This window comes from Pantoea cypripedii, assembly GCF_011395035.1.
GTDB classification, from domain to species: Bacteria; Pseudomonadota; Gammaproteobacteria; order Enterobacterales; family Enterobacteriaceae; genus Pantoea; species Pantoea cypripedii_A.
The window spans coordinates 1,601,459-1,623,331 of record NZ_CP024768.1 but is presented as its reverse complement, the minus strand read 5'-3'; the positions used below and the strand labels follow the sequence as shown (position 1 = coordinate 1,623,331).

The following is a 21,873-nucleotide window of genomic DNA, read 5'->3' as shown; positions in this document are numbered from 1 at the left end:
AGCACGGCAGTGGGATGGCAAAGTGCCAGAGGTGAGCTATCCGGAAGGGTCGAAGTTGCGCCTTGTGGGAATAAAAGGAGATATCTGTCTGGGAGGAAGGCTGTTCGTGAGTGCAGCGCTGAGAGGAGAATATGTGCGGTTCGTTGAAGTGGATGACGGTCTGGACGTCATCCTCTTCGACAGGCTGATCCTGGCGTATTACGACCGGTCTGAAAGACGTATTATCCGGATAGACTGAGCACAAATGTGTTACCTATGTGCCCGGTCTGATCTGTTACCCATGTGCCCGGTCGTACCTTTATGCCGACCTGACGATTATTTGTATAGACCGCGCAGAAAGGTGTGCACAAACGCCGGGACCACTTCGCTTGCCAGACCATACTGGCTCTCGGCAAACTCGTTACCCACCTGACTCGGTTCCAGATTGAGTTCCACGGTATGCGCCCCCTGCACTTTCGCCTCATGGACAAAACCGGCGGCCGGATAGACGTGGCCGGAGGTGCCGATGGCAATAAACAGATTCGCGCGGTCCAGCGCCTGATAAATCTCTTCCATACCCAGCGGCATTTCGCCAAACCACACCACGTGCGGACGCAGCAGTGAGTGGAACTGACAGCAGGTACAGCGATCGTCCGGGGTGAGATCCTCTTGCCAGTCAATCACCTGGCCGCTACTGACGCAGCGCACCTTCAGCAGCTCACCGTGCATATGCAGCACACGCTGGCTCCCGGCACGTTCGTGCAAATCATCAATATTCTGCGTCACCAGCAGGAAGTTATCCCCCAGCACCTGCTCCAGCTCAGCCAGCGCCCGGTGTGCCGCGTTCGGCTGGATCTCAGGCTGTTGCAGCTGGCGACGGCGCGCATTGTAGAACGCCTGCACCAGCGCCGGATCGCGCCGGAAACCTTCCGGCGTCGCCACATCCTCAACCCGGTGCTCTTCCCATAAACCATCGGCAGCACGAAAGGTACGAATGCCCGACTCAGCCGAAATGCCTGCCCCGGTCAGCACCACCACATGCGGCAGCGGGTGCGCTGCCAGCTCCGCTTTACGATCGCGCTCAAAAATACGCTGACGAAAACGCTGATGCACTTTACGGCGCGTCTTTTTATAGCGAGCGAGTCGAACGCGGCGACGGAGTGTGCGCATAAAGGCTCCTTAATCTGCGCAACCGCTGCTCTGCCGCGGTTGCGCTGGTTTGCGGTTATTGCCCGCTCAACACACGGGCCGGATCGATGCGGCTGGCGCGTCGCGCCGGATACCAGCTGGCGAGCAGGCTCAAAATTATCGCGGTGGCCAGCACCGAGAATACATCCAGCCAGTGCAGTTCCGACGGCAGAAAATCGATAAAATAGATATCCCCTGCCAGCAGCTGATGGCCGGTGAGATGTTCCAGCCCGCGCATAATCGGCGTCAGATTCAACGCCACCACCACGCCGACCACCACGCCGCTTACGCTGCCCAGCAACCCGGCCAGCAGCCCGTACCAGATAAAAATGGCACGGATTAACCCGTCTTTGGCACCGAGGGTACGCAGCACCGCGATATCGCTGCTTTTGTCCTTCACCGCCATCACCAGCGTTGACACGATATTGAAGCAGGCTACGCCAATCACCAGCACCATCGCCAGATACATAATGGCGCGAATCATCTGGATATCACGATACATATAACCGTAAGTACCAATCCAGCTGCGGATATAGACATAAGAATGGGTCACTTCACCGGCATCACGCACCAGCTTCTGTGCTTTGAACGGGTCGTTCATCTTCAGCGCGATACCGCTGACGCTATCCCCCATATCCAGATAGTTCTGCGCATCCGCCAGCGGCACCAGCGCCAGGCTGTGGTCAAGCATCCCGCTCAGTTGCAGAATACCGCTCACCTGCAAACGAATACGTTTGGGTTCCAGCAGCTTATTCTGGCCGTCATTATTGGGGATCATGATGGTGATCCAGTCACCCTGCTTCACCTTCAGCGACGTCGCGATACCGCCGCCGAGGATGATTTGCTGTTTACCGGCCGCGAACTGCGACCAGGCATTATCGGCCACGAAACGCGGCAGTGCGCTCAGACGCGGTTCCTGTTGCGGATCAACGCCCTTCACCTGCAAAGCCTGGAGTTTCGCACCGCTCTCAATCAGCCCGGTGAAGTTCACATAAGGCGCTGCCGCCGCGATGCCCGGCACCTGCTCAATCGGGGCAATCATCGGCTGCCAGTTACGGAACGGCTGATTAACCGGCTCGATTTCCCCATGAGGCACCACCGCCAGAATGCGGCTGTTGAGTTCACGTTCGAAGCCGTTCATCGCACTTAAGCCGATGATCAGCACCGCCACACCCAACGCGATACCCACCGTTGAGATAATGGAGATCAGCGACACCATGCCGCCACGCCGACGGCCGCGGCTAAAGCGCAGCCCCAGCAGCAGGGATAACGAAGGCGTCATTACAGCGCTCCCAGCGTCAGATGTTCGCTTAGCTGGCCGTCACGCATCTCCATCTGACGACTGAGACGTTTTGCCAGCTGCAAATCATGCGTCACCACCAGAAAGGCGGTGCCCTGGCGGGTATTCAGTTCGCCCAGCAACTCAAAGATCGCATCGGCGTTACGCGCATCAAGGTTGCCGGTCGGCTCATCGGCCATCACCAGACGCGGACGATTCACCAGCGCTCGGGCAATCGCCACACGCTGCCTTTCACCACCCGATAACTCTGAGGGACGATGCGCCGCGCGTTTTTCCAGCCCGACCGCCGCCAGCATCTCTCGGGCGCGAGCCTCTGCTTCACCTTTAGGGTTTTTGCCAATCAGCAACGGCATCGCCACGTTTTCCAGCGCGGTGAAGTCCGGTAGCAGGTGGTGAAACTGATAGATAAAGCCCAGCTCGCGGTTACGCAGCTCGGCCTTCGCGGAAGAGGACATCTCATTCAGCGATTTACCGTCGAAAACCACATCACCGGAGGTCGGCGCATCCAGACCGCCCAGCAGGTGCAACAGGGTACTTTTGCCGGAACCGGAACTGCCAACGATCGCCGTCAGTTCGCCAGGCTGGAGGCTGAAAGCCACGTTGCGCAGCACATCGGTCTGCACGCTGCCTTCCTGATAGCGTTTACACAGGTCACGACACTGCAACAAAGGGGTGTTACTCATAACGTAAAGCCTCAGCGGGTTGAACGGCGGCAGCGCGCCATGACGGATAAAGAGTGGAAAGCAGCGCGACAGCCATCGACACCAGCGCAATGGTGACCACCTGCCAGACATTGATATCTACCGGCAGCGCGGCACCATCAAGGAACAGGCCAATCACCGGTAGCAAATGATTTAACTGGCTGGCGAGTAGCACCCCGAGCAGCGTGCCGAGCAGCGCCCCGATAATGCCCGCGCTGGCCCCCTGCACCATAAACACCGCCACGATCTGACGGCGGGTTAAGCCCTGGGTTTGCAGAATAGCCACTTCGGCCTGCTTTTCCATAATCAGCAGCCCGAGCGAAGTGATGATGTTAAACGCGGCGACGGCGATGATCAGACTGAGCAGCAGCCCCATCATATTTTTCTCCATGCGTACCGCCTGGAACAGGTCACCTTTGCGCTCACGCCAGTCTTTCCATACCAGCCCATCGGCCAGCTTCTGCTGGCTCAGCGCATCCACGTTGAGGGGTTTATCCAGCCACAAACGCCAACCGGTGATATTGCCGAGCGGATAACGCATCACGCGTGAGGCATCCTGTTGGTTGACGAGGATCTGGTAGCCGTCCACCTCGCTGTTGGCGGCGTAGGTGCCCGCAACGGTAAAAATACGCTGGCTGGGAACGCGGCCAACCGGGGTGAACTGGCTGACAGAAGGCACCATCAGGCGTAATTGATCGCCGCGCTTAACCCCCAGTTGTCCCGCCAGCTGCTCACCGAGGATAACGTTATATTGTCCTGGCTGGAGCACGCTCTGCTGGGTATTGACCAGATACGGGGTGAGCGGATCTTTCTCATCCGGATTGATGCCGAGCATCACCGCGACGGAGACGCTGTGGGCGCTCTGCAACACCACGTCCGCCGTGGTGAGCGGCGCAATGCGCGTCACGCCCTGGAGATTGAGGCTTTGCGGCGTCAGCTGTTGCGGATTGATGCTGCCTTTGTCGCTGGTAACCAGCGCCTGCGGCATCAGGCCAAGGATATTGCCTTCCAGCTCACGCTCGAAGCCGTTCATCACCGACAGCACCGTCACCAGCGCCAGCACGCCCAGCGTGATGCCGATGGTCGAGAGCCAGGAGACGAAGCGACCGAAGCGGTCTGAAGCACGTCCACGCATGTAGCGCAGGCCGATGAATAACGCGACTGGTTGATACATGAGATCCGTCTTGGCAGTAGCCTGAAAATAAGTACAGGGATGATAAAGGAGCCGCCTGCTTTATGAAACCTCTAACCCTCTGAGTCTGCGGCAAAGTTGCGTCAAAATACGTCGCATAGCCGCTCAATGCACAAAAAAGTGACAAAGCAATGACGTTAATTGTACGTTTATTAAGCGTTCGCTGGGGTAGACTCAAAGATGTAGTAACGTTTTATTGCGCAGGAGAACACCATGTTCAAATTTCCCAAAGGCAGTATTGTGAAACACAAATCGGGAGAGATAAAAGGCGAGGTTGTTAACGTTTTTGAACAGGGAGATGCGCCGACGGGGTATTACGTAAAATGGGACGATGGTAACCACAGTTACCATCTGGAACAGGAACTCTCCTGGGCCAACGTTGACCGCCCGCGTATGCACTATACACAGCAATCGATTAAGTAACACAACCGGAAAAAAGCACCGCGACAGGTGATCCTCAGGGCGGATTATGGAATGATGACGCCCTGGAATAAAAGGAGAGAATGTCGAGACCCCATGTCCGAACAGAGTCGTTATACCCTGCCAGCGAAAGCCGGTGACCATCGTCAACTCGGTCAACTGCCAGGTGCCGCTCAGGCGGTGGAGTGTGCCAGCATCACCGAACGCCATCAAGGTCCGGTGCTGATGATTACCCCGGATATGCAATCTGCCCTGCGTCTGCAGGAGGAGATTCGCCAGTTCACCGATCTGCCGGTCAGTAACCTCGCCGACTGGGAAACGCTGCCCTACGACAGCTTCTCGCCCCATCAGGATATTATCTCCGCCCGCCTTTCCACCTTATACCAATTACCGACGCTGACGCATGGCATGCTCATCATGCCAGTGAATACGTTGATGCAACGCGTTTGCCCGCACAGCTTTTTACACGGCCACGCGCTGGTGATGCAACAAGGCCAGCAGCTATCGCGTGATGCCCTGCGCGACCAGCTGGAGCAGGCCGGTTACCGCCATGTTGATCAGGTGATGGAGCACGGTGAATACGCCACGCGCGGCGCGCTGCTCGACCTGTTCCCCATGGGCAGCGATCAGCCCTATCGCATTGATTTTTTTGATGACGAGATCGACAGCCTGCGTCTGTTTGATGTCGATACGCAGCGCACGCTGGAAGCCGTCGACGCCATCAATCTGCTACCGGCGCATGAATTTCCTACCGATAAAGCCGCCATTGAACAGTTCCGCAGCCGCTGGCGCGAAACCTTTGATGTGCGTCGCGAACCGGAACACGTTTATCAGCAGGTCAGCAAAGGCACCCTGCCCGCCGGGATCGAGTACTGGCAACCGCTGTTTTTCGAGCAATTACTGTCAACGCTCTTTAGCTACCTGCCCGCTAACACGCTGATTATCAATAGTGGTGACCTGGAAAGCAGCGCACAACGCTTCTGGCAGGACGTCAATGCCCGCTTCGAAAATCGCCGTATCGACCCAATGCGTCCGTTGCTGGAGCCGGTGGCGCTGTGGCTGCGCCCGGATGCCTTACTGGGTGAGTTAAAAGCCTGGCCGCGTATCCAGTTAAGCAGCGACACGCTGCCGGAAAAAGCCGCTAACACCAACCTCGGCTATCAGCCGCTGCCGGAATTGACAGTGCAGGCGCAGGCCAAAGCGCCGCTCGACCTGCTGCGTCAGTTCCTTGAACAATTTTCCGGTCCGGTGGTATTTTCGGTGGAAAGTGAAGGCCGCCGCGAAAGTCTGCAGGAATTGCTGGCGCGCATAAAACTGCGCCCACAGCCGATTAACCGCCTGGCGGACGCCAGCCAGCACGCGCACAGCCTGATGATTGGTGCCAGCGAGCGTGGCTTTATCGATAGCGAACGCCAGCTGGCTTTTATCTGCGAAAGCGATCTGCTGGGCGAGCGCGTCAGCCGCCGCCGTCAGGATAATCGTCGCACCATCAACCCTGATGTGCTGATCCGCAACCTGGCGGAGTTGCATCCCGGCCAGCCGGTGGTGCATCTGGAACACGGTGTTGGACGCTATATCGGCCTGACCACCCTTGAAGCGGGTGGTATCGAAGCGGAATACCTGATGCTCTCCTACGCCGGTGACGCCAAACTTTATGTACCGGTGTCATCACTGCATCTGATCAGCCGCTATGCCGGGGGTGCCGATGAGAACGCGCCGCTGCACAAACTGGGCAGCGATGCCTGGTCACGGGCGCGTCAGAAAGCGGCGGAAAAAGTACGCGACGTGGCGGCTGAATTGCTGGATATCTACGCGCAGCGCGCCGCCAAAACCGGTTATGCCTTTAAGCACGACCGCGATCAATATCAGCTGTTCTGTGAAGGTTTTCCGTTTGAAACCACGCCAGATCAGGCGCAGGCCATCAATGCGGTGCTGAGCGATATGTGCCAGCCGCTGGCGATGGATCGTCTGGTATGTGGTGATGTTGGCTTTGGTAAAACGGAAGTGGCGATGCGCGCCGCGTTTCTGGCGGTGGAAAACGGCAAGCAGGTGGCCGTGCTGGTGCCCACCACCCTGCTGGCGCAGCAGCATTACGACAACTTCCGTGACCGCTTCGCTAACTGGCCGGTGCGTATCGAGATGTTGTCACGCTTCCGCAGCGCTAAAGAACAAAATCAGATCCTCGAACAGGCGTCTGAAGGCAAAGTGGATATTCTGATCGGCACCCATAAGCTGTTGATGAGCGACCTGAAATGGCACGATCTTGGTCTGTTGATCGTCGATGAAGAACACCGTTTCGGTGTGCGCCATAAGGAGCGTATCAAAGCGATGCGTTCCGATGTCGATATTCTGACCCTCACCGCCACCCCAATCCCGCGTACCCTGAATATGGCGATGAGCGGCATGCGCGATTTGTCGATTATCGCGACGCCACCGGCGCGACGCCTGGCGGTGAAAACCTTTGTGCGTGAATACGACAGCCTGGTGGTGCGTGAAGCGATTCTGCGTGAAGTGCTGCGTGGCGGCCAGGTTTATTACCTGTTCAACGATGTTGAAAACATTGAAAAAGCTGCCCAGCGGCTGGCGGAACTGGTGCCGGAAGCGCGTATTGCCATTGGTCATGGTCAGATGCGTGAGCGCGACCTGGAACGGGTGATGAATGATTTCCACCACCAGCGTTTTAACGTGCTGGTGTGTACCACCATCATCGAGACCGGTATCGACGTGCCAAGCGCCAATACCATCATCATCGAACGCGCCGACCATTTTGGCCTGGCCCAGCTGCACCAGCTGCGTGGCCGTGTGGGTCGTTCGCACCATCAGGCTTATGCCTGGCTGCTGACGCCACATCCCAAAGCCATGACCACCGATGCGCAGAAGCGACTGGAAGCCATCGCCTCACTGGAAGATTTGGGGGCCGGTTTTGCCCTGGCGACCCACGATCTGGAGATCCGTGGTGCCGGTGAGCTTCTGGGTGAAGACCAGAGCGGCCAGATGGAAACCATCGGCTTCACGCTGTATATGGAGCTGCTGGAAAGCGCGGTTGATGCGCTGAAGGCCGGACGCGAGCCGTCGCTGGAAGATCTTACCAGCAACCAGACGGAGATCGAGATGCGTATGCCCGCCTTGCTGCCGGATGACTTCATCCCCGATGTGAATACCCGCCTGTCCTTGTACAAACGTATCGCCAGCGCCGGAGATGACGGCGAACTGGCCGAGCTGAAAGTTGAGATGATTGATCGCTTCGGCACCTTGCCGGATGCGGCACGCAACCTGCTGGATATCGCCGCACTGCGTTTAGTGGCGCGCGAGTTGGGGGTACGGCGCATTGAGGCCAGCGAGAAAGGCGGCTTCTTTGAGTTCGCCCCGCAAAATCATGTCGATCCCGGCTGGTTGATTGGCCTGCTGCAAAAAGACCCCAAACAGTGGAAACTCGATGGTCCAACGCGCCTGAAATTCACCCGCGATTTAGCCGAGCGTAAGTCGCGTATGGACTGGGTGCAAAAATTCGTTGGCGATCTGGCGCATCATCGCGTGTAAACACCTTTCTGTGACGTAACGGCGCGATTTATCGCGCCGTTTTTCCCTGCGGTGGATAATTATTCGGTTCCTGACTATCTTTGCATGAGTCCATTTTTTACCAGAGTGGGTTTATGCTTTTTCGCAAGGAAGTCAGCGATCATTTACAGTCACGCTACGCCGGACCTGTTCTGCTGTTAACCGGCTGGCCGGTCTGGATAACGTTACTCGTCACCTCAGTGTTGCTCGCCAGCTTACTGCTTTTCCTCTGGCTGGGAAGTTATACGCGACGGGCCACTGTCAGCGGTGAAGTCATCACCTGGCCGCACACCATTAACCTGTTTGCACCGCAGCAGGGGGTGGTTTCCCGTCTGCTGGTCTCCACCGGCCAGCTGGTCAGCGCCGGTACCCCTCTGTATGCGCTGGACATCAGCCGTGTCTCTCCCTCCGGTAATCTCAGCGCGACCACACGGGCGTTGCTGATAAAACAGCAGCAACAAATGGACGATATGGTGCGTCAGCTGGAGCAAAACCGCCGCGCGACGCTCACCACCGTTCAGCAGCAGCTTGACCAGTTACGCAACGCCCGGCAGCAAACCCAGAAGATGGTGGACTCGGCCACGGAGGGGCTTGACGTGATGCGCAGCAGCATGAACGACTATAGCCGCTTTATCCGCAAGGGATTGATCACCACCGACCAGCAAAACAATCAACGTTATCTTTTTTACCAACAGCTTAGCGTGTGGCACAGCCTGAATTCTCAGCGGGTACAGCAGGATATGCAGATCGCCGACCTGCTCAGCCAGCAGGTCACTCGTGCCGCCGATTTTGATGGGCAGCTGGCGCAGTACCACATTCGCCAGGCCGACATCGCTCGTCAGCTGGCGGAAGCCGATGCCGGTAGCGAACGCCTGATAACCGCCCCCGCCGCAGGACGCATCTCATCGCTGAGCGTGACGGCAGGACAGATGGTCAGTGACGGCGATAGCCTGGCGCAGCTGGTGCCTGCCGGAGACGACACCCCGAGCCTCGTTATCTGGCTCCCCAACGACAGCGTGCCCTATATCAAACCGGGCGACACGATAAACATCAGCTATGCCGCGTATCCAGCGGAAAAATATGGCCAGTTTCCGGGCAAGGTGCTGTCCGTGTCCGCCGCGCCAGTGCCGCTGCGTGAACTCAACAGCTACGGCAGCGCGCCCCGCTTAGCAAACGGGCAGCTGGCAGGCGCATGGTTCAAAGCCAGTGTGGCCCTGAATCAGCGGGGTTTGCGCTGGCAGGGCGAAAATCTACCGCTGGCCAGCGGTATGCAGTTGCAGGCCACGGTCTTCCTCGAAAAGCGTCCGCTGTATCAGTGGATGCTGTCTCCCTATTACTTCCTGAAAAACAGCATAACGGGGCCTGTCAGTGACCAACGGTGAAATGAGGGAGTTGTTCTCCCGTCTGCATATCAACCTGCGTCGTCGCATGCCGGTGATCCTGCAAACTGAAGCCGCTGAGTGCGGACTGGCATGCCTCGCGATGATCGCCAGCTGGTATCGATTGCCCGCCGACCTGCGGTTTTTACGTCAGCATTCGGGCATCTCCTCGCGGGGTGCCACGCTGCGCACAGTGATCGATACTGCGGCGGTCGCGGGCATGAAGTCGCGGGCGTTGCGTCTGGAAATGGATAATCTGCGCGCGCTCAAGCTGCCCTGCATTCTGCACTGGGATTTAAACCATTTTGTGGTCCTGGTCGCGGTGCGTCGTAATCGTGTGGTGATTCATGATCCGGCAGCCGGTTATCGCGTGCTCGGGATGCAGGAAGTCTCCCTGCATTTTACCGGCGTGGCGCTGGAGCTGTGGCCGACAGGCGATGTGCCACAAAGCGCCGCCCCCCGTCCCCGGCTTTCCCTCTGGTCACTGACGGGACGCATTGCGGGTTTGGGCACCACCCTCGTCAAATTGTTTTGCTTCTCCATCCTGGTGGAATCCGCCAGCCTGTTGTTACCTGTCGGGATGCAAATGGTGCTGGACCATGCCATTCCGGCCAGTGATATCGGTTTACTGACGCTGATTTGCCTGGGGTTATTGTTTTTTGTGCTGTTACGCACCGCCGTCAGTGCGCTACGCGGCTGGACATCGCTGGTGATGAGTACGCTGATCAGTGTGCAGGGAAAAGCGCGGTTGTTTGATCACCTGCTCGCTCTGCCCACCGAATGGTTTGAAAAACGCAAACTGGGGGATGTTCAGTCGCGCTTTACGTCTCTGGAGACATTGCAAACCACCCTGACCAGCAATGTGGTGAGCGGTATTATGGACGGCATCATGACCATTGGCTTGATGATCATGATGTTGCTGTATGGCGGGTCATTGTTATGGGTGGTGCTGGCCTTCACGCTGCTGTGGTGCCTGTTCCGGCTCGGCACCTACCGGGCCTGGCGGCAGGCATCGGAGGAGCAAATCGTCAGAAGTGCCCGTTCCGGCTCGCATTTTATGGAATCACTTTACGGTATTCACACCATCAAAGCGCTGGGATTACCCGCACTGCGCGCGCAGCACTGGCTTAACCTGAATATAGAAAACGCCAATGCCACCATCAGCAAAACGCGCTATGAAATGCTGTTTTCTGGCGGCAATACCCTGATTGCCACGTTGCAGCAAATTACCCTGTTGTGGCTCGGGGCCAGCGCGGTGATCGCCGGAGATATGACGCTGGGGATGTTTGTCGCGTTCAGCACTTACCGCGGGCAATTTTCTGACCGCACCGCCAGTCTGCTGGAAACCTTGCTCCAGCTGCGCATGCTGTCACTGCATAAAGATCGCGTGGCGGATATTGTGCTGGCCGAGCCAGAAACGCCCGTCGGAGAGCCTGTTCATCCGTTGCTGAGCCACGGCGAACCCGCCGCGCTCGCCGTGAAAGGGCTATCCTTTCAATATGATCCCTTCAGCCCCCTGCTGTTCAGCGATGTTAATCTTGAGATTGAGGCCGGGGAGTGCGTGGCAATCACTGGCCCTTCCGGCAGAGGAAAAACCACGCTGATCAGGATGATGGCCGGTCTGCTTAAACCCAGCGCCGGGGAAATTTATGTTAATGGCATCAATATCCGCACCAGTGGCGTGGCGAACTGGCAGGCCTGTATCGCCTGCGTGTTGCAGGATGATACGCTGCTGGCGGGGTCCGTGGCGGAAAATATCTGCGCGTTTGATACGCAGCCAGACGAGGAGTGGATCAAAGCGTGCGCCAGCCTCAGCCAAATCCATGACGATATTCTGGCGATGCCAATGGGGTATCAGACGCTGATCAGTGAGCTGGGTAGCAGCCTGTCCGGGGGACAAAAGCAGCGGCTGCTGATCGCCCGCGCATTATATCGTCGGCCCCAGGTATTGTTCCTCGATGAAGCCACCAGTCACCTCGATGTGGATAATGAGACGCGGATAAATGCCGCCATCCGGGCGCTGAATATTACCCGCGTGATGATTGCGCATCGGCCATCTACTATTGCGTCGGCAGACCGGGTGATTGATATGGCGACGTGGCCGTCGGGGAAATAAATTATTCAGGTGGGTTCTGAGTTTTTCTCTGAATAGTCTTATCCCTAACATGAGTTATATCGAAACGGCTGGTCCTGAATTGGAATTTATTTTTACCACCACAGCAAAGGGTTATATATCGTAACAACTATTTTTTTCAGTACCATCTTTTCATCCAGCAAATGCCGTCTATCCTGAATATGAGGCTTTTAAATACGAAAGCCGATTCCTGAAGATCGTTATTATCCAGTCCACCATTTTATAATCTGGAGTCTGACTATGAACGAATCAATGCGTGAGCTATCTGAACAGGAAATTTCACAAGTAAGTGGCGGAGCACTTTCTATTCCCGGCCTCGCTAATGTCACTGGCACTGTAGGTGGCCTCACCTCGACTATTACTGGCCTTCTTAGCTCTGCCCTGACTACCGTTGGCGGTTTGGTTACCGGTCTTGGTTCCGCAATAGGCGGGTTAACCAATAATTCAGGTATCTGATTTATCATAAAATCAATTATCTGTCGAAGCCTCAGGGATGAGGCATAAATATAAAAATCCTTTTAATAAGCGTCATGAAAATATGATATCCCACCAATGATGCGTCATCTCTTTCCCTCCCAACAATAAACAATATAACAAAATAAAGTCAGGGATTTTTTGGTTACCCTTTTACGAAAAGCGTCAATAATTTTTATTAAATTACATCATCAGTACGGAAGGTAATATTGAAAAAGGCAGCCTTAAAGGCTGCCTTTACGCTGTGATATGTCTTTGCCCAATCAGGCCTGATTCGAATTCAGGATTAGCTGACCATTACGGTCGAGCGGAATGCGGGTGCCAGGGTCTTTTTCCATGCGGATTTTGCCCTGCTGGTCGCCTATTTTATAGGTCACATCATAACCCAGCATTTTGTCCTGTTTGTCGTACACCGTTTTACAACGTTGTTCCGTGGTGGTGTAGGTATCGCGATCCTGCATACCTGCCTGCACCTGGTTACCGGCGTAACCGCCTGCCAGCGCGCCAGCTACCGTCGCCACACTGCGGCCACGTCCGCCACCAAACTGGTGACCCAGCACACCACCCGCTACCGCGCCCAGCACCGAACCGGTCAGACGGTTCTCGTCCTGTACCGGACGACGATGGGTGAGGGTCACGTTGCGACATTCCTGTCGCGGCTGCTTGATACTCTCTTTGATTGGCGTCGCTGAGAGCACCTGAGCATATTGCGGGCCACGGTCAAAGACATCCATGCTGGCGACAGCTGCAACCCCTAAGGCCGCCGCTACGCCGATACCGATACCCGCTAACATTGATTTGTTCACAGGAATGTCCTCCTGAAAGTTGTTACCGCGCAATCCTGCCGCTGACAGCATCCTGTGCAGCTGGGACATAACCGGCGTGCGCGACGCGCCGTGTCTGTTGAGATAAGTTTTACAGATGGCCCGATTTTGCAACATCAGATTAATGGAGGAAACGCAGCGCAAAGCCACCAGGGCCAGCTTTTCGGAGAGTTCTGAGAGCAGCGAGGACCGCCCTCTTCCATCAGGTAAGCTTACGCTTTTCAATGGATTAAAGCGGGCAGAACCGGGTTGGGCGGCAAACGCCGCCCGAAATCCATCAGTGCAGCTTGAGACGCGGACGGAGTACGCGGTTGAGGCTACCGACCAGCATCATCAGACCGGTTTTGAAATAACCGTGGAGCGCAATCTGGTGCATACGATACAGGGAAATGTAGACGAAACGGGCAATACGCCCTTCCACCATCATCGATCCACGCATCAGGTTACCCATCAGGCTGCCGACGGTGCTGAAGCGCGACAGCGACACCAGTGAACCATGATCTTTATAAACATAGGCCTTCAGTGGCTTGCCTTTCATTTGCGCAAGGATATTTTCCAGCGCCAGCGACGCCATCTGATGCGCTGACTGTGCGCGCGGTGGCACAAAGCCGCCGGACGGCAGTGCGCAGGAAGCGCAGTCACCGATGGCGTAAATATTCTCATCACGCGAGGTTTGCAGCGTATCCTTCACCACCAGCTGATTGATACGGTTGGTTTCCAGCCCGCCAATCTCTTTCATAAAATCTGGCGCTTTGATACCGGCTGCCCACACCATCAAATCGGCGGCGATAAACTCCCCGCCTTTGGTATTCAGGCCATTGGCATCAGCGCTGGTCACCATGGTCTGGGTCAACACGCGCACGCCAAGTTTGGTCAGTTCATGATGCGCGGCTGCCGAGATACGCGGCGGCAGCGCAGGCAAAATACGCTCGCCCGCTTCCACCAGCGTCACGTTCAGCGCCGAGTTATCCAGCCCCTTATAACCGTAGCTGTGCAGCTGTTTCACCGCGTTGTGCAGCTCCGCCGACAGTTCAACGCCGGTCGCACCACCACCCACAATCGCGATGTTCACTTTATCCAGACGGCCTTCGCTGGCGGAGAATTTCAGGAACAGGTTGAGCATTTCATTGTGGAAACGACGCGCCTGGTGCGGGTTATCGAGGAAGATACAGTGATCTTTCACGCCCGGCGTGCCGAAATCATTCGAGGTGCTGCCCAGCGCCATCACCAGCGTGTCATACGCCAGCTCGCGCTGCGGGACTAATACTTCACCTTCGGGGTCGAGGATCTCGGCCAGCCCGATGGTTTTGTTATCGCGGTCAATTTGGGTCAGTGAACCCAGCTGGAACTGGAAACCGTGGTTACGTGCATGCGCCAGATAGCTGAGCGCATCAATCCCTTCATCCATCGAACCGGTGGCCACTTCATGCAGCAACGGTTTCCACAAATGGCTGTGGTTACGATCAACCAAAATGATCTCGGCTTTCTTTTTCCGGCCCAGCTTATGTCCGAGCTGGGTGGCCAGCTCTAAGCCGCCGGCACCACCGCCGACAATAACGATTTTTTTCATAGATGTAGTCAACAAAGACCCCCTCAAAGTTGTAAACCAAAAGTTAATTAATGGTTACTAAAAACCTTAATAAACATAGGGTTGGCGAAGTTAAATCGCGAGCTGAGGGCAGAATATCATGGTAGGATCGGGATATCACAACAAAATTGATGTACATCAATCTTTCAGCGGCACTATCAGAATGTTACACAAACATTGCGCCGCAGAGTGCGGCGCAGGCAGGATTAACCCAATGTTTTGAAGGCTTTTATCCGCTGAAGATGCGGTGCGATATTCCTGAATTTATGGCTGGCCTCTTCATCCCAGACGATCTCATAGAAATGGTGTAACGTCGCCGCACTGCGCTGATTATCCAGCGCTTCATCATGACGCGACAGAATCGCCAGGCAATGGTCCCGGTTCTTTTCGCGAAAGTTACTGATGCATTTGGTGGCGATATCGACATACTCTTCCGGGCGATCTATTTTGCCCTCCATGTTCTCTTCGGGGAACAGGTTAGGATTGAGGATCACCTGGCGGATACCACAGAGAAAACCGATACGCTCGGCCCAGTAGCCGCCCAGTCCGACACCACAAATCAGCGGCCGCGCATCGGCAGCCTGCTGCAACAATTTGTCGGACTCCTTCAGCAGAAACTGCATGTCATGCTTCGGGTGCAGCGTGCTGTAACTGATCAGCCTGACGTCCGGGTCTATAAACTGCAGTTGCAGCACCTTTTCATGGTTGCCCGGACTGCTTGAATCGAAACCGTGCAAATAGATGATCATGATTATCCTCAGCGTGGTGAACGTTCCGGGCAGTTCCGTTACCTGCCCGACGCTTTATGTGCCAGCCAGCGGCTTTGCAACTCGCTCAGCTGGCGCTGATTCTGCTGCCAGCGTGTACTTTCCTGCAGGCTTTGACGCGTGAATCGTCCCTGATGGTATAACTGTGCCACCCGCGTCGCCCCGATCAGGGTCAAATTATCCAGCACACTGATGGCACCCTGGCGGTGATTACACACCAGAATCATATCGCATCCGGCGTTGAGCGACTGCCGGGCGCGATCGGCATAGCTGCCCATCACCGCGGCCCCTTCCATCGACAGATCGTCGGAGAATATCACCCCGTCAAAACCAAATTCTTCACGTAATACGGTTTTCAGCCAGTAAGGAGAACCGCTGGCAGGCAGTGGGTCCACCTCAGTATAGATAACGTGGGCAGGCATCACCGCATCCAGCGCGCGCTCGTCAATCAACTGCTGGAAGATCGCCATATCATGCTGGCGCAGGGTCGCAACATCGCGCGGATCGCGCGGTGTCTCTTTATGCGAATCCGCACTTACCGCGCCATGGCCGGGAAAATGCTTCCCGGTGGTTTTCATGCCCGCTTCGTGCATGCCGGCAATAAAACGACGCGCGACCTGCAACGCAATCGCCGGATCGCTATGGAAAGCGCGATCGCCGATTGCCGCGCTGATATGACCAATGTCCAGCACCGGTGCGAAACTGATGTCGATATCCATCGCGATCATCTCGGCCGCCATTTGCCAGCCTGCCTGCTGCGCCAGTTCTCCGGCGGTGGGCAAATCGTGTAACGCCGCGAAAGATTGCATCGCCGGTAAGGTGGTGAAGCCATCGCGAAAACGCTGCACACGCCCCCCTTCCTGATCCACCGCCACCACCAGCCGGGTATGGGATGCCGCACGAATCTGGCGCACCAGCTCAGCCAGCTGCGCCGGGTCATGATAGTTACGGGCAAACAGAATCAGGCCGCCAACCAGCGGATGTTGCAGAATCTCCCGTTCTTCTGCGTCAAGTTCATAGCTCTCAACGTCAAGCATCAGCGGTCCGGGTGTGTTCATCGTCATAACATCAATCCTGTAGCGCGAATAAAGCGCGCGATATTAAAGGTCCTGCCAGCTGGCGCGAGCCAGTTGTTGTAGGGTTTCGTCCTGGGTCTGCTCGGCACGCAGCTGATACCAGCTGGCCATCAGCAGGTGCAGCCACGGTTGCCAGCGGCGAATTTGCTGCTGCAACGGGGTCAGTGCCAGCTGCATGGTCTGCGCGTAGGCGGTGACCCATTCCGTTTGCTGATGAGGATCGACCGCGCAAATCGCCGCCAGTTCCAACGCCACATCACCATCCGCCGCATATTCCCAGTCGATCAGACGCAGCCCGTCAGGGGTGACAATCAGATTGCCCGCATGAACATCCATATGAACCGGCGCAAGGCGTAACGGATGCGGTTCTCCCACCGCCATCAGGCGTTGCAAACGACGCTGCCAGCGCCAGTGTTTGTGCTGGCACAGCTGCCAGTAACGTTGCAGCAGCGGCGTGAGGGACAGGCGGTAGCCCGTCAGCGGTTGCTGGTGCAGACGTTGCAGCAATGCCACCACCGCCGCACGCTGCTGGCTGAAAGCGGCTACCGGCAGCATCTCACCCGGCAGCCACTCCAGCAACAGCCAGGGATCGCGCCAGCCGAAGGGGCGCGGAGCCAGTTGTGAAGCCCGTAACTTATGCAGCAGACGGTACTCACGCAGACGATTAACAAACGGAATCACTGCCTGTGGCGCACGTCGCGCCAGTAACGTTCCCTGATCGCTGGTGATGCACACGCTCTGCCCACTCAGCCCTGGCAACGTGAAAAAATGACCGGCAGCTTGCGCCGTCGGCCATTGTTGCTGAATCAAATATTGCAGCTGCGGATCAGGGTTGTGCGACACCGTTACCCGACCAGATAATTTCACCGGTCTGCACCAGCATTAACAACATCTGTATGGTCGGTGCTTTCACATCGCCCTGCGCGGTGCTGTACAGCACGTATTGCGCGTTAACATTGCGCGCCAGGCCAATCGCCTTGCTACGTGAGTTCAGGCTATCGTCATCAGACAAACCCAGCGCCTGTTTCGCCTGCGTCAGTTGTTGCGGCGTCACCAGCGTGAACTTACCGTTGTTAGCCAGAGCATGCTGGATCGCTGCGGTAGCGTTGTCCGATTGCAGCGAACCATTGGTGTTGTTTTTAATCCGATCCACCAGCAGCACGCTACCCGGGGTCACGCCAGCCGATTGCACCATATTGGCAACCAGCGGCTGCACACTGGCATTCCAGTTGATGGTTTTCAGCTTCGGCGGCTGTGGCACGGTTTCCGGTGGCTGTTGCGGCGGAGTTGGCGGCGGAACAGGTTGTGTTGGCGTGGTCGGCGGCGTTGGCTCCACCGGGGCCGGAGCTTGCTGTTTTATCACACAGCCGGTTAGCATCAGCGCAAATAGCAGCGCGCCGGAACGTTGTAAACTGCGAATCACGGATTACTCCTCAGAGATAAAGATAGAGACGCACCTTGCTGGCGGTCGGATTACCGATTTGCGAAGCCGCTTCAATGCTGCCATGCGCGGGTACGGTCAGCGTTTGTGCCGGTTCGCGTGGGGTGATTTCCAGCCCCTTGTCGTCATACCAGTAATAACGATAGTGCACAGTCACCGGCGTTTCGCGTTGGTTATAGAGTACGCTCGACGCCCGCAGCTGCCCATCACGCGAAGCCAGGGTTGGCTCATCGGTAATGATGCCCGCTGACAGCACCGAGGCTTCCATCACCAGCGACTGCGAAGTATTGATCATCGGCTTGTCACTGCTGCATCCCGCAAGGGTCAGCAATAACAGGCCGCTCAGCCATTGACGCATAGCAAGGTCCGCCTGAGGGTTAGCCAGCCAGCATCGGTCCAAGCGGTTTGCCGCCCAGCAGATGCATATGGATGTGGTAAACCTCCTGGCCGCCGTGGCGGTTGCAATTCATGATCAGGCGATAGCCATCTTCGGCGATCCCCTCGTCACGGGCAATTTTGGCCGCGACAGTGATCATGCGACCCAGCGCCTGCTCGTGCGCAGCCTGCGCATCGTTGGCGGTGGGAATCAAAACGTTAGGGATGATCAGAATATGCGTGGGCGCTTTGGGTGCGATATCGCGGAAGGCGGTGACCAGTTCGTCCTGATAAACCACGTCGGCGGGAATTTCGCGACGGATGATTTTACTGAAAATGGTTTCTTCAGCCATGATGCATTTCCTTAAGCCTGGAGTTCAGTCAGGCAGTATGCGGGAGGAATTCTGCTTCTTTCAACCTCAGGACCACTTTTCTTACATTAAATGGCTGCGTTTACACCACTTTTTCCTTTCTGCTTACCATGATGTGGCCTGCTTCGCATTTCTGACATGGTTCCCACCACAAAAATGAAACACTGTTTTATAAATTAGATTTATCACGGCTGTTTCTTTGCGATTTTGCCACTTGTGCAGACAACCTTGCCAAATCACGAAGGTTTGGCCCGTCTTCCCGCTCTATTTTCTAACCAATCCGAGCCAGTTGTCCGGAGTGATGAGGGATGTACACCACATTTGTCTCAGGGAGTACCTGCAATGCGCTCACGTAAGATTGGTCTGGGCCACTACCTGGCCTATGGTTCCGGGGATTTTCTCGGTGCTGGCACCACGGCGTTAACGGCCGCATGGCTGCTTTACTTCTACACCACGTTTTGTGGGCTGACGCCCATCGAGGCGACCTTTATCTTTGCCGCTGCCCGCGTGCTGGACGCGCTGGTCAGCCCGTTAATGGGCTTCCTGACCGACAATTTTGGTTCGACATGGCTCGGTAAGCGCTTTGGCCGTCGCAAGTTTTTTATCCTGCTGGGGATCCCCTGCGTATTCAGCTATAGCCTGATGTGGATAGCCGATATGCATTTCTGGTGGTATCTGCTGACTTACCTGCTGTTTGACATCGTCTACACCATGATTCTGGTGCCCTATGAAACGCTGGTGCCGGAGATGACCGATGATTTTAAACAGAAAACCCGCTTCTCCGGCGCACGCATCGCGCTGGCACAGCTGTCCGCCATTCTGGCGGCGTTTCTGCCTGGCATCCTGATCGGCTGGTTCGGCAAAGAGAATCCACTGTCATTCTTTTATGCCAGCCTGGTCTTTTCCGTGATTTGCGCGCTGGTGCTGACGCTGGTGTGGCGTTTCACCTGGGAGCGTCACCCGGAAGACTTTTCCGCAGAATCGCTGCGTGCCGAACAGCAGAAATCCCAGCTCACGCTGCTGCAAAGCCTGAAGCGGCTGTATATCGAACTCGCCTCAACGCTGCGCATTCGAATCTTTCGCCAGCATCTCGGAATGTACCTCGGCGGCTATATCGCGCAGGACGTGTTTAACGCGGTATTTACCTGGTACGTGGTGTTTGTGCTGATGCAGAGCGCGCAAATCGCCTCCAGCCTGATGGGCACCATGGCAGTGCTGCAATTTATTGCGGTGATGGGGATGATCCCGTTATGCATCCGCCTGGGACCGGCCCCGGCCTACCGTCTGGTGGTGGTGCTGTTCGGCCTTAGCGCCCTCTCCTATGCCGCGCTGTGGTACACCGGCATGAACAACAGCATGACGCTGCTGGTGCTGATTTCGGGTCTTGCCGGACTGGGGCGCGGCGGCATCAACTATGTTCCCTGGAACACCTACACCTATATCGCTGATGTGGATGAAGTGATCACGGGCCAGCGCCGTGAAGGTATTTTTGCCGGCATTATGACCCTGACGCGTAAAGCGTCACAGGCGGGTGCCGTGATGCTGGTGGGTATCGTGTTGCAGCTGGCGGGCTTTGTCTCCGGCCAGACAATCCAGGTCCCGGCAGTGGGTCACACTATCCTGGCGATCCTGACTATAGGCACCGTCTGCGTGCTCACCTGCGGCTTTCTGGTTTCGCTGCGCTTTAAACTCAATCTGCATACCCACACGGTATTGCGTGCCGAGACGTTAAAGATGCGCGATGCCGGACGCGTGGTGCCGGAACGCATCACCCCGGAGGCACGCGAGATTGTCGAAACCCTCGCCGGTATGCCTTACGAGAATCTGTGGGGCAACAACAACGTGGGCTACCTCAATCGCCATCATCCCGCTGCGCCACCCTTACCCCGTAAGCAGGGCACCTTGCATCCCCTGCCTGCCTCTTCAAAACGATAGGAATGAATCATGACGGTATTCCCTGTAAAGCATAGTGACCTGTTACGCCAGCCGGAGTTTCTGCTGCCGCGCAAGGAGCTGGTGCAGTTGATCCATCAACTCACGCAGAACCTGGTGAATATTACCGACCCGAGTGGCGAGTTTTTACTGCGCCTCGATGATGGCCGCGTCATTGATACCAAAGGCTGGGCAGGCTGGGAGTGGACACATGGTATCGGGCTGTATGGCATGTTGCATTATTACCAGCAGACCGGGGACCAGGCTACGCGACAGATTATTGACGACTGGTTTAGTGCCCGGCTGGCAGAGGGAACCCCCACCAAAAACGTCAACACCGTCTGCCCCTTCCTGACGCTGGCTTACCGCTATGAAGAAACGCGCAACCCAGCCTGGCGGCCGGTGCTGGAGCGCTGGGCGGAATGGGTCATGTTTGACATGCCGCGCACCGAAAACGGCGGGCTGCAACATATCGTGTATAACAACGAGAACACGCAGCAGCTGTGGGACGATACGCTGATGATGAGCGTGATGGCGCTGGCGAAGATTGGTCAGCTGCTGGACCGCCCGGAATTTGTGGAGGAAGCCAGCTATCAGTTTCTGATTCATACCCAGTATCTGGTGGACCGCCACAGCGGATTGTGGTTTCACGGCTGGAACTTCGACGGTCGCCACAACTTTGCCAACGCGCGCTGGGCACGCGGCAACAGCTGGGTCACCATCGTCATCCCCGACTTCCTCGAAATGATGAACTGGCCAGAGCAGCATGCTACCCGTCGTTTTCTGCAACAGGTGCTGGAGAATCAGGTGAAGGCGCTGGCCGGATGTCAGCACAGCAGCGGCCTGTGGCATACCCTGCTGGATGATCCGCACAGCTACCCCGAGGCTTCGGCGACTGCGGGCTTTGCCTACGGTATTCTGAAAGCGGTACGTAAACGTTATCTGTCCCGTGACTATCTGCCGCTGGCAGAAAAGGCCTTGCGCGGGGTGATCGCCAACATTGACGAGGAGGGTGAACTGAAGCAGGTATCGTTCGGAACCGCGATGGGCAGCGATCTGGATTATTATCGCCAGGTGCCGTTGACCTCCATGCCGTATGGTCAGGCGATGGCGCTGCTGTGCCTGACGGAGTATTTGCGGGTCTATTTATAAAAAAAACGGCCCCATCAGGGGC

Annotated in this window: 19 protein-coding genes and 1 pseudogene; 8 read left to right on the top strand and 12 right to left on the bottom strand. The window is 56.4% G+C overall.

Annotation, left to right across the window (positions count from 1 at the left end; all coding sequences use genetic code 11):
• Window positions 1-238 (top strand): annotated as a pseudogene (locus CUN67_RS30255) (integrase core domain-containing protein); the annotation flags it as partial.
• 77 nt (window positions 239-315) lie between these two features.
• Here the strand turns inward: CUN67_RS30255 and cobB are convergent.
• Genes cobB through lolC form a run of 4 tightly spaced genes read right to left on the bottom strand, consistent with a single transcriptional unit; the run spans window position 316 to window position 4,342 of the window.
• Window positions 316-1,149, bottom strand: coding sequence for a Sir2 family NAD+-dependent deacetylase (gene cobB / locus CUN67_RS07510; RefSeq protein WP_208714663.1), 834 nt, complete (start codon window positions 1,147-1,149; stop codon window positions 316-318).
• A gap of 55 nt (window positions 1,150-1,204) precedes the next feature.
• Window positions 1,205-2,449 carry a lipoprotein-releasing ABC transporter permease subunit LolE gene (gene lolE, locus CUN67_RS07505; RefSeq protein ID WP_208714662.1) on the bottom strand — a complete coding sequence of 415 codons (1,245 nt, stop codon included), beginning with the start codon at window positions 2,447-2,449 and terminating at the stop codon, window positions 1,205-1,207.
• Window positions 2,449-3,150 (bottom strand): lipoprotein-releasing ABC transporter ATP-binding protein LolD, encoded by a 702-nt coding sequence (lolD, locus tag CUN67_RS07500; RefSeq protein WP_208714661.1) that lies wholly within the window; start codon window positions 3,148-3,150, stop codon window positions 2,449-2,451. The genes lolE and lolD overlap by 1 nt, the downstream gene beginning before the upstream one ends.
• Window positions 3,143-4,342: a lipoprotein-releasing ABC transporter permease subunit LolC gene (gene lolC / locus CUN67_RS07495; RefSeq protein WP_208714660.1), complete on the bottom strand. Its 1,200-nt coding sequence runs from the start codon at window positions 4,340-4,342 to the stop codon at window positions 3,143-3,145. Before lolC ends, lolD begins: the two co-directional genes overlap by 8 nt.
• A gap of 231 nt (window positions 4,343-4,573) precedes the next feature.
• Here lolC and CUN67_RS07490 point away from each other — a divergent pair, with 231 nt between their 5' ends.
• From CUN67_RS07490 to CUN67_RS07470, 5 genes are all read left to right on the top strand, one after another.
• The gene (locus tag CUN67_RS07490) at window positions 4,574-4,783 is read left to right on the top strand and encodes a hypothetical protein (protein WP_208714659.1); all 210 of its coding nucleotides are present in this window, start codon (window positions 4,574-4,576) and stop codon (window positions 4,781-4,783) included.
• Window positions 4,784-4,876: 93 nt separating this feature from the next.
• The gene (mfd, locus tag CUN67_RS07485; protein ID WP_208714658.1) at window positions 4,877-8,320 is read left to right on the top strand and encodes a transcription-repair coupling factor; all 3,444 of its coding nucleotides are present in this window, start codon (window positions 4,877-4,879) and stop codon (window positions 8,318-8,320) included.
• Window positions 8,321-8,433: 113 nt separating this feature from the next.
• Window positions 8,434-9,720, top strand: a complete 1,287-nt coding sequence (locus CUN67_RS07480) for an HlyD family secretion protein (RefSeq protein WP_208714657.1) — start codon at window positions 8,434-8,436, stop codon at window positions 9,718-9,720.
• Complete coding sequence (locus CUN67_RS07475; RefSeq protein WP_254711384.1) at window positions 9,707-11,833, top strand: peptidase domain-containing ABC transporter; 2,127 nt, start codon at window positions 9,707-9,709, stop codon at window positions 11,831-11,833. Before CUN67_RS07480 ends, CUN67_RS07475 begins: the two co-directional genes overlap by 14 nt.
• 258 nt (window positions 11,834-12,091) lie before the next feature.
• A complete protein-coding gene (locus CUN67_RS07470) occupies window positions 12,092-12,307 on the top strand; it encodes a hypothetical protein (protein WP_208714656.1) in 216 nt (71 codons plus the stop codon).
• 281 nt (window positions 12,308-12,588) lie between these two features.
• Here the strand turns inward: CUN67_RS07470 and CUN67_RS07465 are convergent, their stop codons facing one another.
• The 8 genes from CUN67_RS07465 to hinT all read right to left on the bottom strand — a co-directional run bounded on the left by CUN67_RS07465 (window position 12,589) and on the right by hinT (window position 18,749).
• Window positions 12,589-13,131: a glycine zipper 2TM domain-containing protein gene (locus CUN67_RS07465; protein ID WP_084873904.1), complete on the bottom strand. Its 543-nt coding sequence runs from the start codon at window positions 13,129-13,131 to the stop codon at window positions 12,589-12,591.
• Window positions 13,132-13,426: 295 nt separating this feature from the next.
• Complete coding sequence (locus CUN67_RS07460) at window positions 13,427-14,731, bottom strand: NAD(P)/FAD-dependent oxidoreductase (RefSeq protein WP_208714655.1); 1,305 nt, start codon at window positions 14,729-14,731, stop codon at window positions 13,427-13,429.
• Between the two features lie 212 nt (window positions 14,732-14,943).
• A complete protein-coding gene (gene ycfP, locus CUN67_RS07455) occupies window positions 14,944-15,486 on the bottom strand; it encodes an alpha/beta hydrolase YcfP (RefSeq protein WP_208714654.1) in 543 nt (180 codons plus the stop codon).
• A 38-nt stretch (window positions 15,487-15,524) separates the two neighbouring features.
• Window positions 15,525-16,568 (bottom strand): beta-N-acetylhexosaminidase, encoded by a 1,044-nt coding sequence (nagZ, locus tag CUN67_RS07450; RefSeq protein WP_208714653.1) that lies wholly within the window; start codon window positions 16,566-16,568, stop codon window positions 15,525-15,527.
• Between the two features lie 36 nt (window positions 16,569-16,604).
• On the bottom strand, window positions 16,605-17,447 hold the full coding sequence (gene thiK, locus CUN67_RS07445; RefSeq protein WP_439332272.1) for a thiamine kinase: 843 nt from the start codon (window positions 17,445-17,447) through the stop codon (window positions 16,605-16,607).
• Entirely contained in the window at window positions 17,407-18,003 is a 597-nt protein-coding gene (gene lpoB / locus CUN67_RS07440) for a penicillin-binding protein activator LpoB (RefSeq protein WP_208714652.1), read from the bottom strand. Before lpoB ends, thiK begins: the two co-directional genes overlap by 41 nt.
• Window positions 18,004-18,013: 10 nt before the next feature.
• Complete coding sequence (locus CUN67_RS07435; RefSeq protein ID WP_208714651.1) at window positions 18,014-18,379, bottom strand: YcfL family protein; 366 nt, start codon at window positions 18,377-18,379, stop codon at window positions 18,014-18,016.
• 19 nt (window positions 18,380-18,398) lie between these two features.
• Window positions 18,399-18,749 (bottom strand): purine nucleoside phosphoramidase, encoded by a 351-nt coding sequence (gene hinT, locus CUN67_RS07430; protein ID WP_084873897.1) that lies wholly within the window; start codon window positions 18,747-18,749, stop codon window positions 18,399-18,401.
• A gap of 360 nt (window positions 18,750-19,109) precedes the next feature.
• Between hinT and CUN67_RS07425 the strand changes: the two genes are divergently transcribed.
• Window positions 19,110-20,702, top strand: coding sequence for an MFS transporter (locus CUN67_RS07425; protein WP_208714650.1), 1,593 nt, complete (start codon window positions 19,110-19,112; stop codon window positions 20,700-20,702).
• A gap of 9 nt (window positions 20,703-20,711) precedes the next feature.
• Window positions 20,712-21,851 carry a beta-galactosidase BglB gene (gene bglB, locus CUN67_RS07420; RefSeq protein ID WP_208714649.1) on the top strand — a complete coding sequence of 380 codons (1,140 nt, stop codon included), beginning with the start codon at window positions 20,712-20,714 and terminating at the stop codon, window positions 21,849-21,851.
• The last annotated feature ends 22 nt before the right edge of the window (window positions 21,852-21,873 follow it).

Bases quoted from the DNA above. Each gene is read 5' to 3' on its own strand.
- cobB (WP_208714663.1), bottom strand. From the start codon at position 1,149: ATGCGCACACTCCGTCGCCGCGTTCGACTCGCTCGCTATAAAAAGACG.
- lolE (WP_208714662.1), bottom strand. From the start codon at position 2,449: ATGACGCCTTCGTTATCCCTGCTGCTGGGGCTGCGCTTTAGCCGCGGC.
- lolD (WP_208714661.1), bottom strand. From the start codon at position 3,150: ATGAGTAACACCCCTTTGTTGCAGTGTCGTGACCTGTGTAAACGCTAT.
- lolC (WP_208714660.1), bottom strand. From the start codon at position 4,342: ATGTATCAACCAGTCGCGTTATTCATCGGCCTGCGCTACATGCGTGGA.
- CUN67_RS07490 (WP_208714659.1), top strand. From the start codon at position 4,574: ATGTTCAAATTTCCCAAAGGCAGTATTGTGAAACACAAATCGGGAGAG.
- mfd (WP_208714658.1), top strand. From the start codon at position 4,877: ATGTCCGAACAGAGTCGTTATACCCTGCCAGCGAAAGCCGGTGACCAT.
- CUN67_RS07480 (WP_208714657.1), top strand. From the start codon at position 8,434: ATGCTTTTTCGCAAGGAAGTCAGCGATCATTTACAGTCACGCTACGCC.
- CUN67_RS07470 (WP_208714656.1), top strand. From the start codon at position 12,092: ATGAACGAATCAATGCGTGAGCTATCTGAACAGGAAATTTCACAAGTA.
- ycfP (WP_208714654.1), bottom strand. From the start codon at position 15,486: ATGATCATCTATTTGCACGGTTTCGATTCAAGCAGTCCGGGCAACCAT.
- nagZ (WP_208714653.1), bottom strand. From the start codon at position 16,568: ATGACGATGAACACACCCGGACCGCTGATGCTTGACGTTGAGAGCTAT.
- CUN67_RS07435 (WP_208714651.1), bottom strand. From the start codon at position 18,379: ATGCGTCAATGGCTGAGCGGCCTGTTATTGCTGACCCTTGCGGGATGC.
- hinT (WP_084873897.1), bottom strand. From the start codon at position 18,749: ATGGCTGAAGAAACCATTTTCAGTAAAATCATCCGTCGCGAAATTCCC.
- CUN67_RS07425 (WP_208714650.1), top strand. From the start codon at position 19,110: ATGCGCTCACGTAAGATTGGTCTGGGCCACTACCTGGCCTATGGTTCC.
- bglB (WP_208714649.1), top strand. From the start codon at position 20,712: ATGACGGTATTCCCTGTAAAGCATAGTGACCTGTTACGCCAGCCGGAG.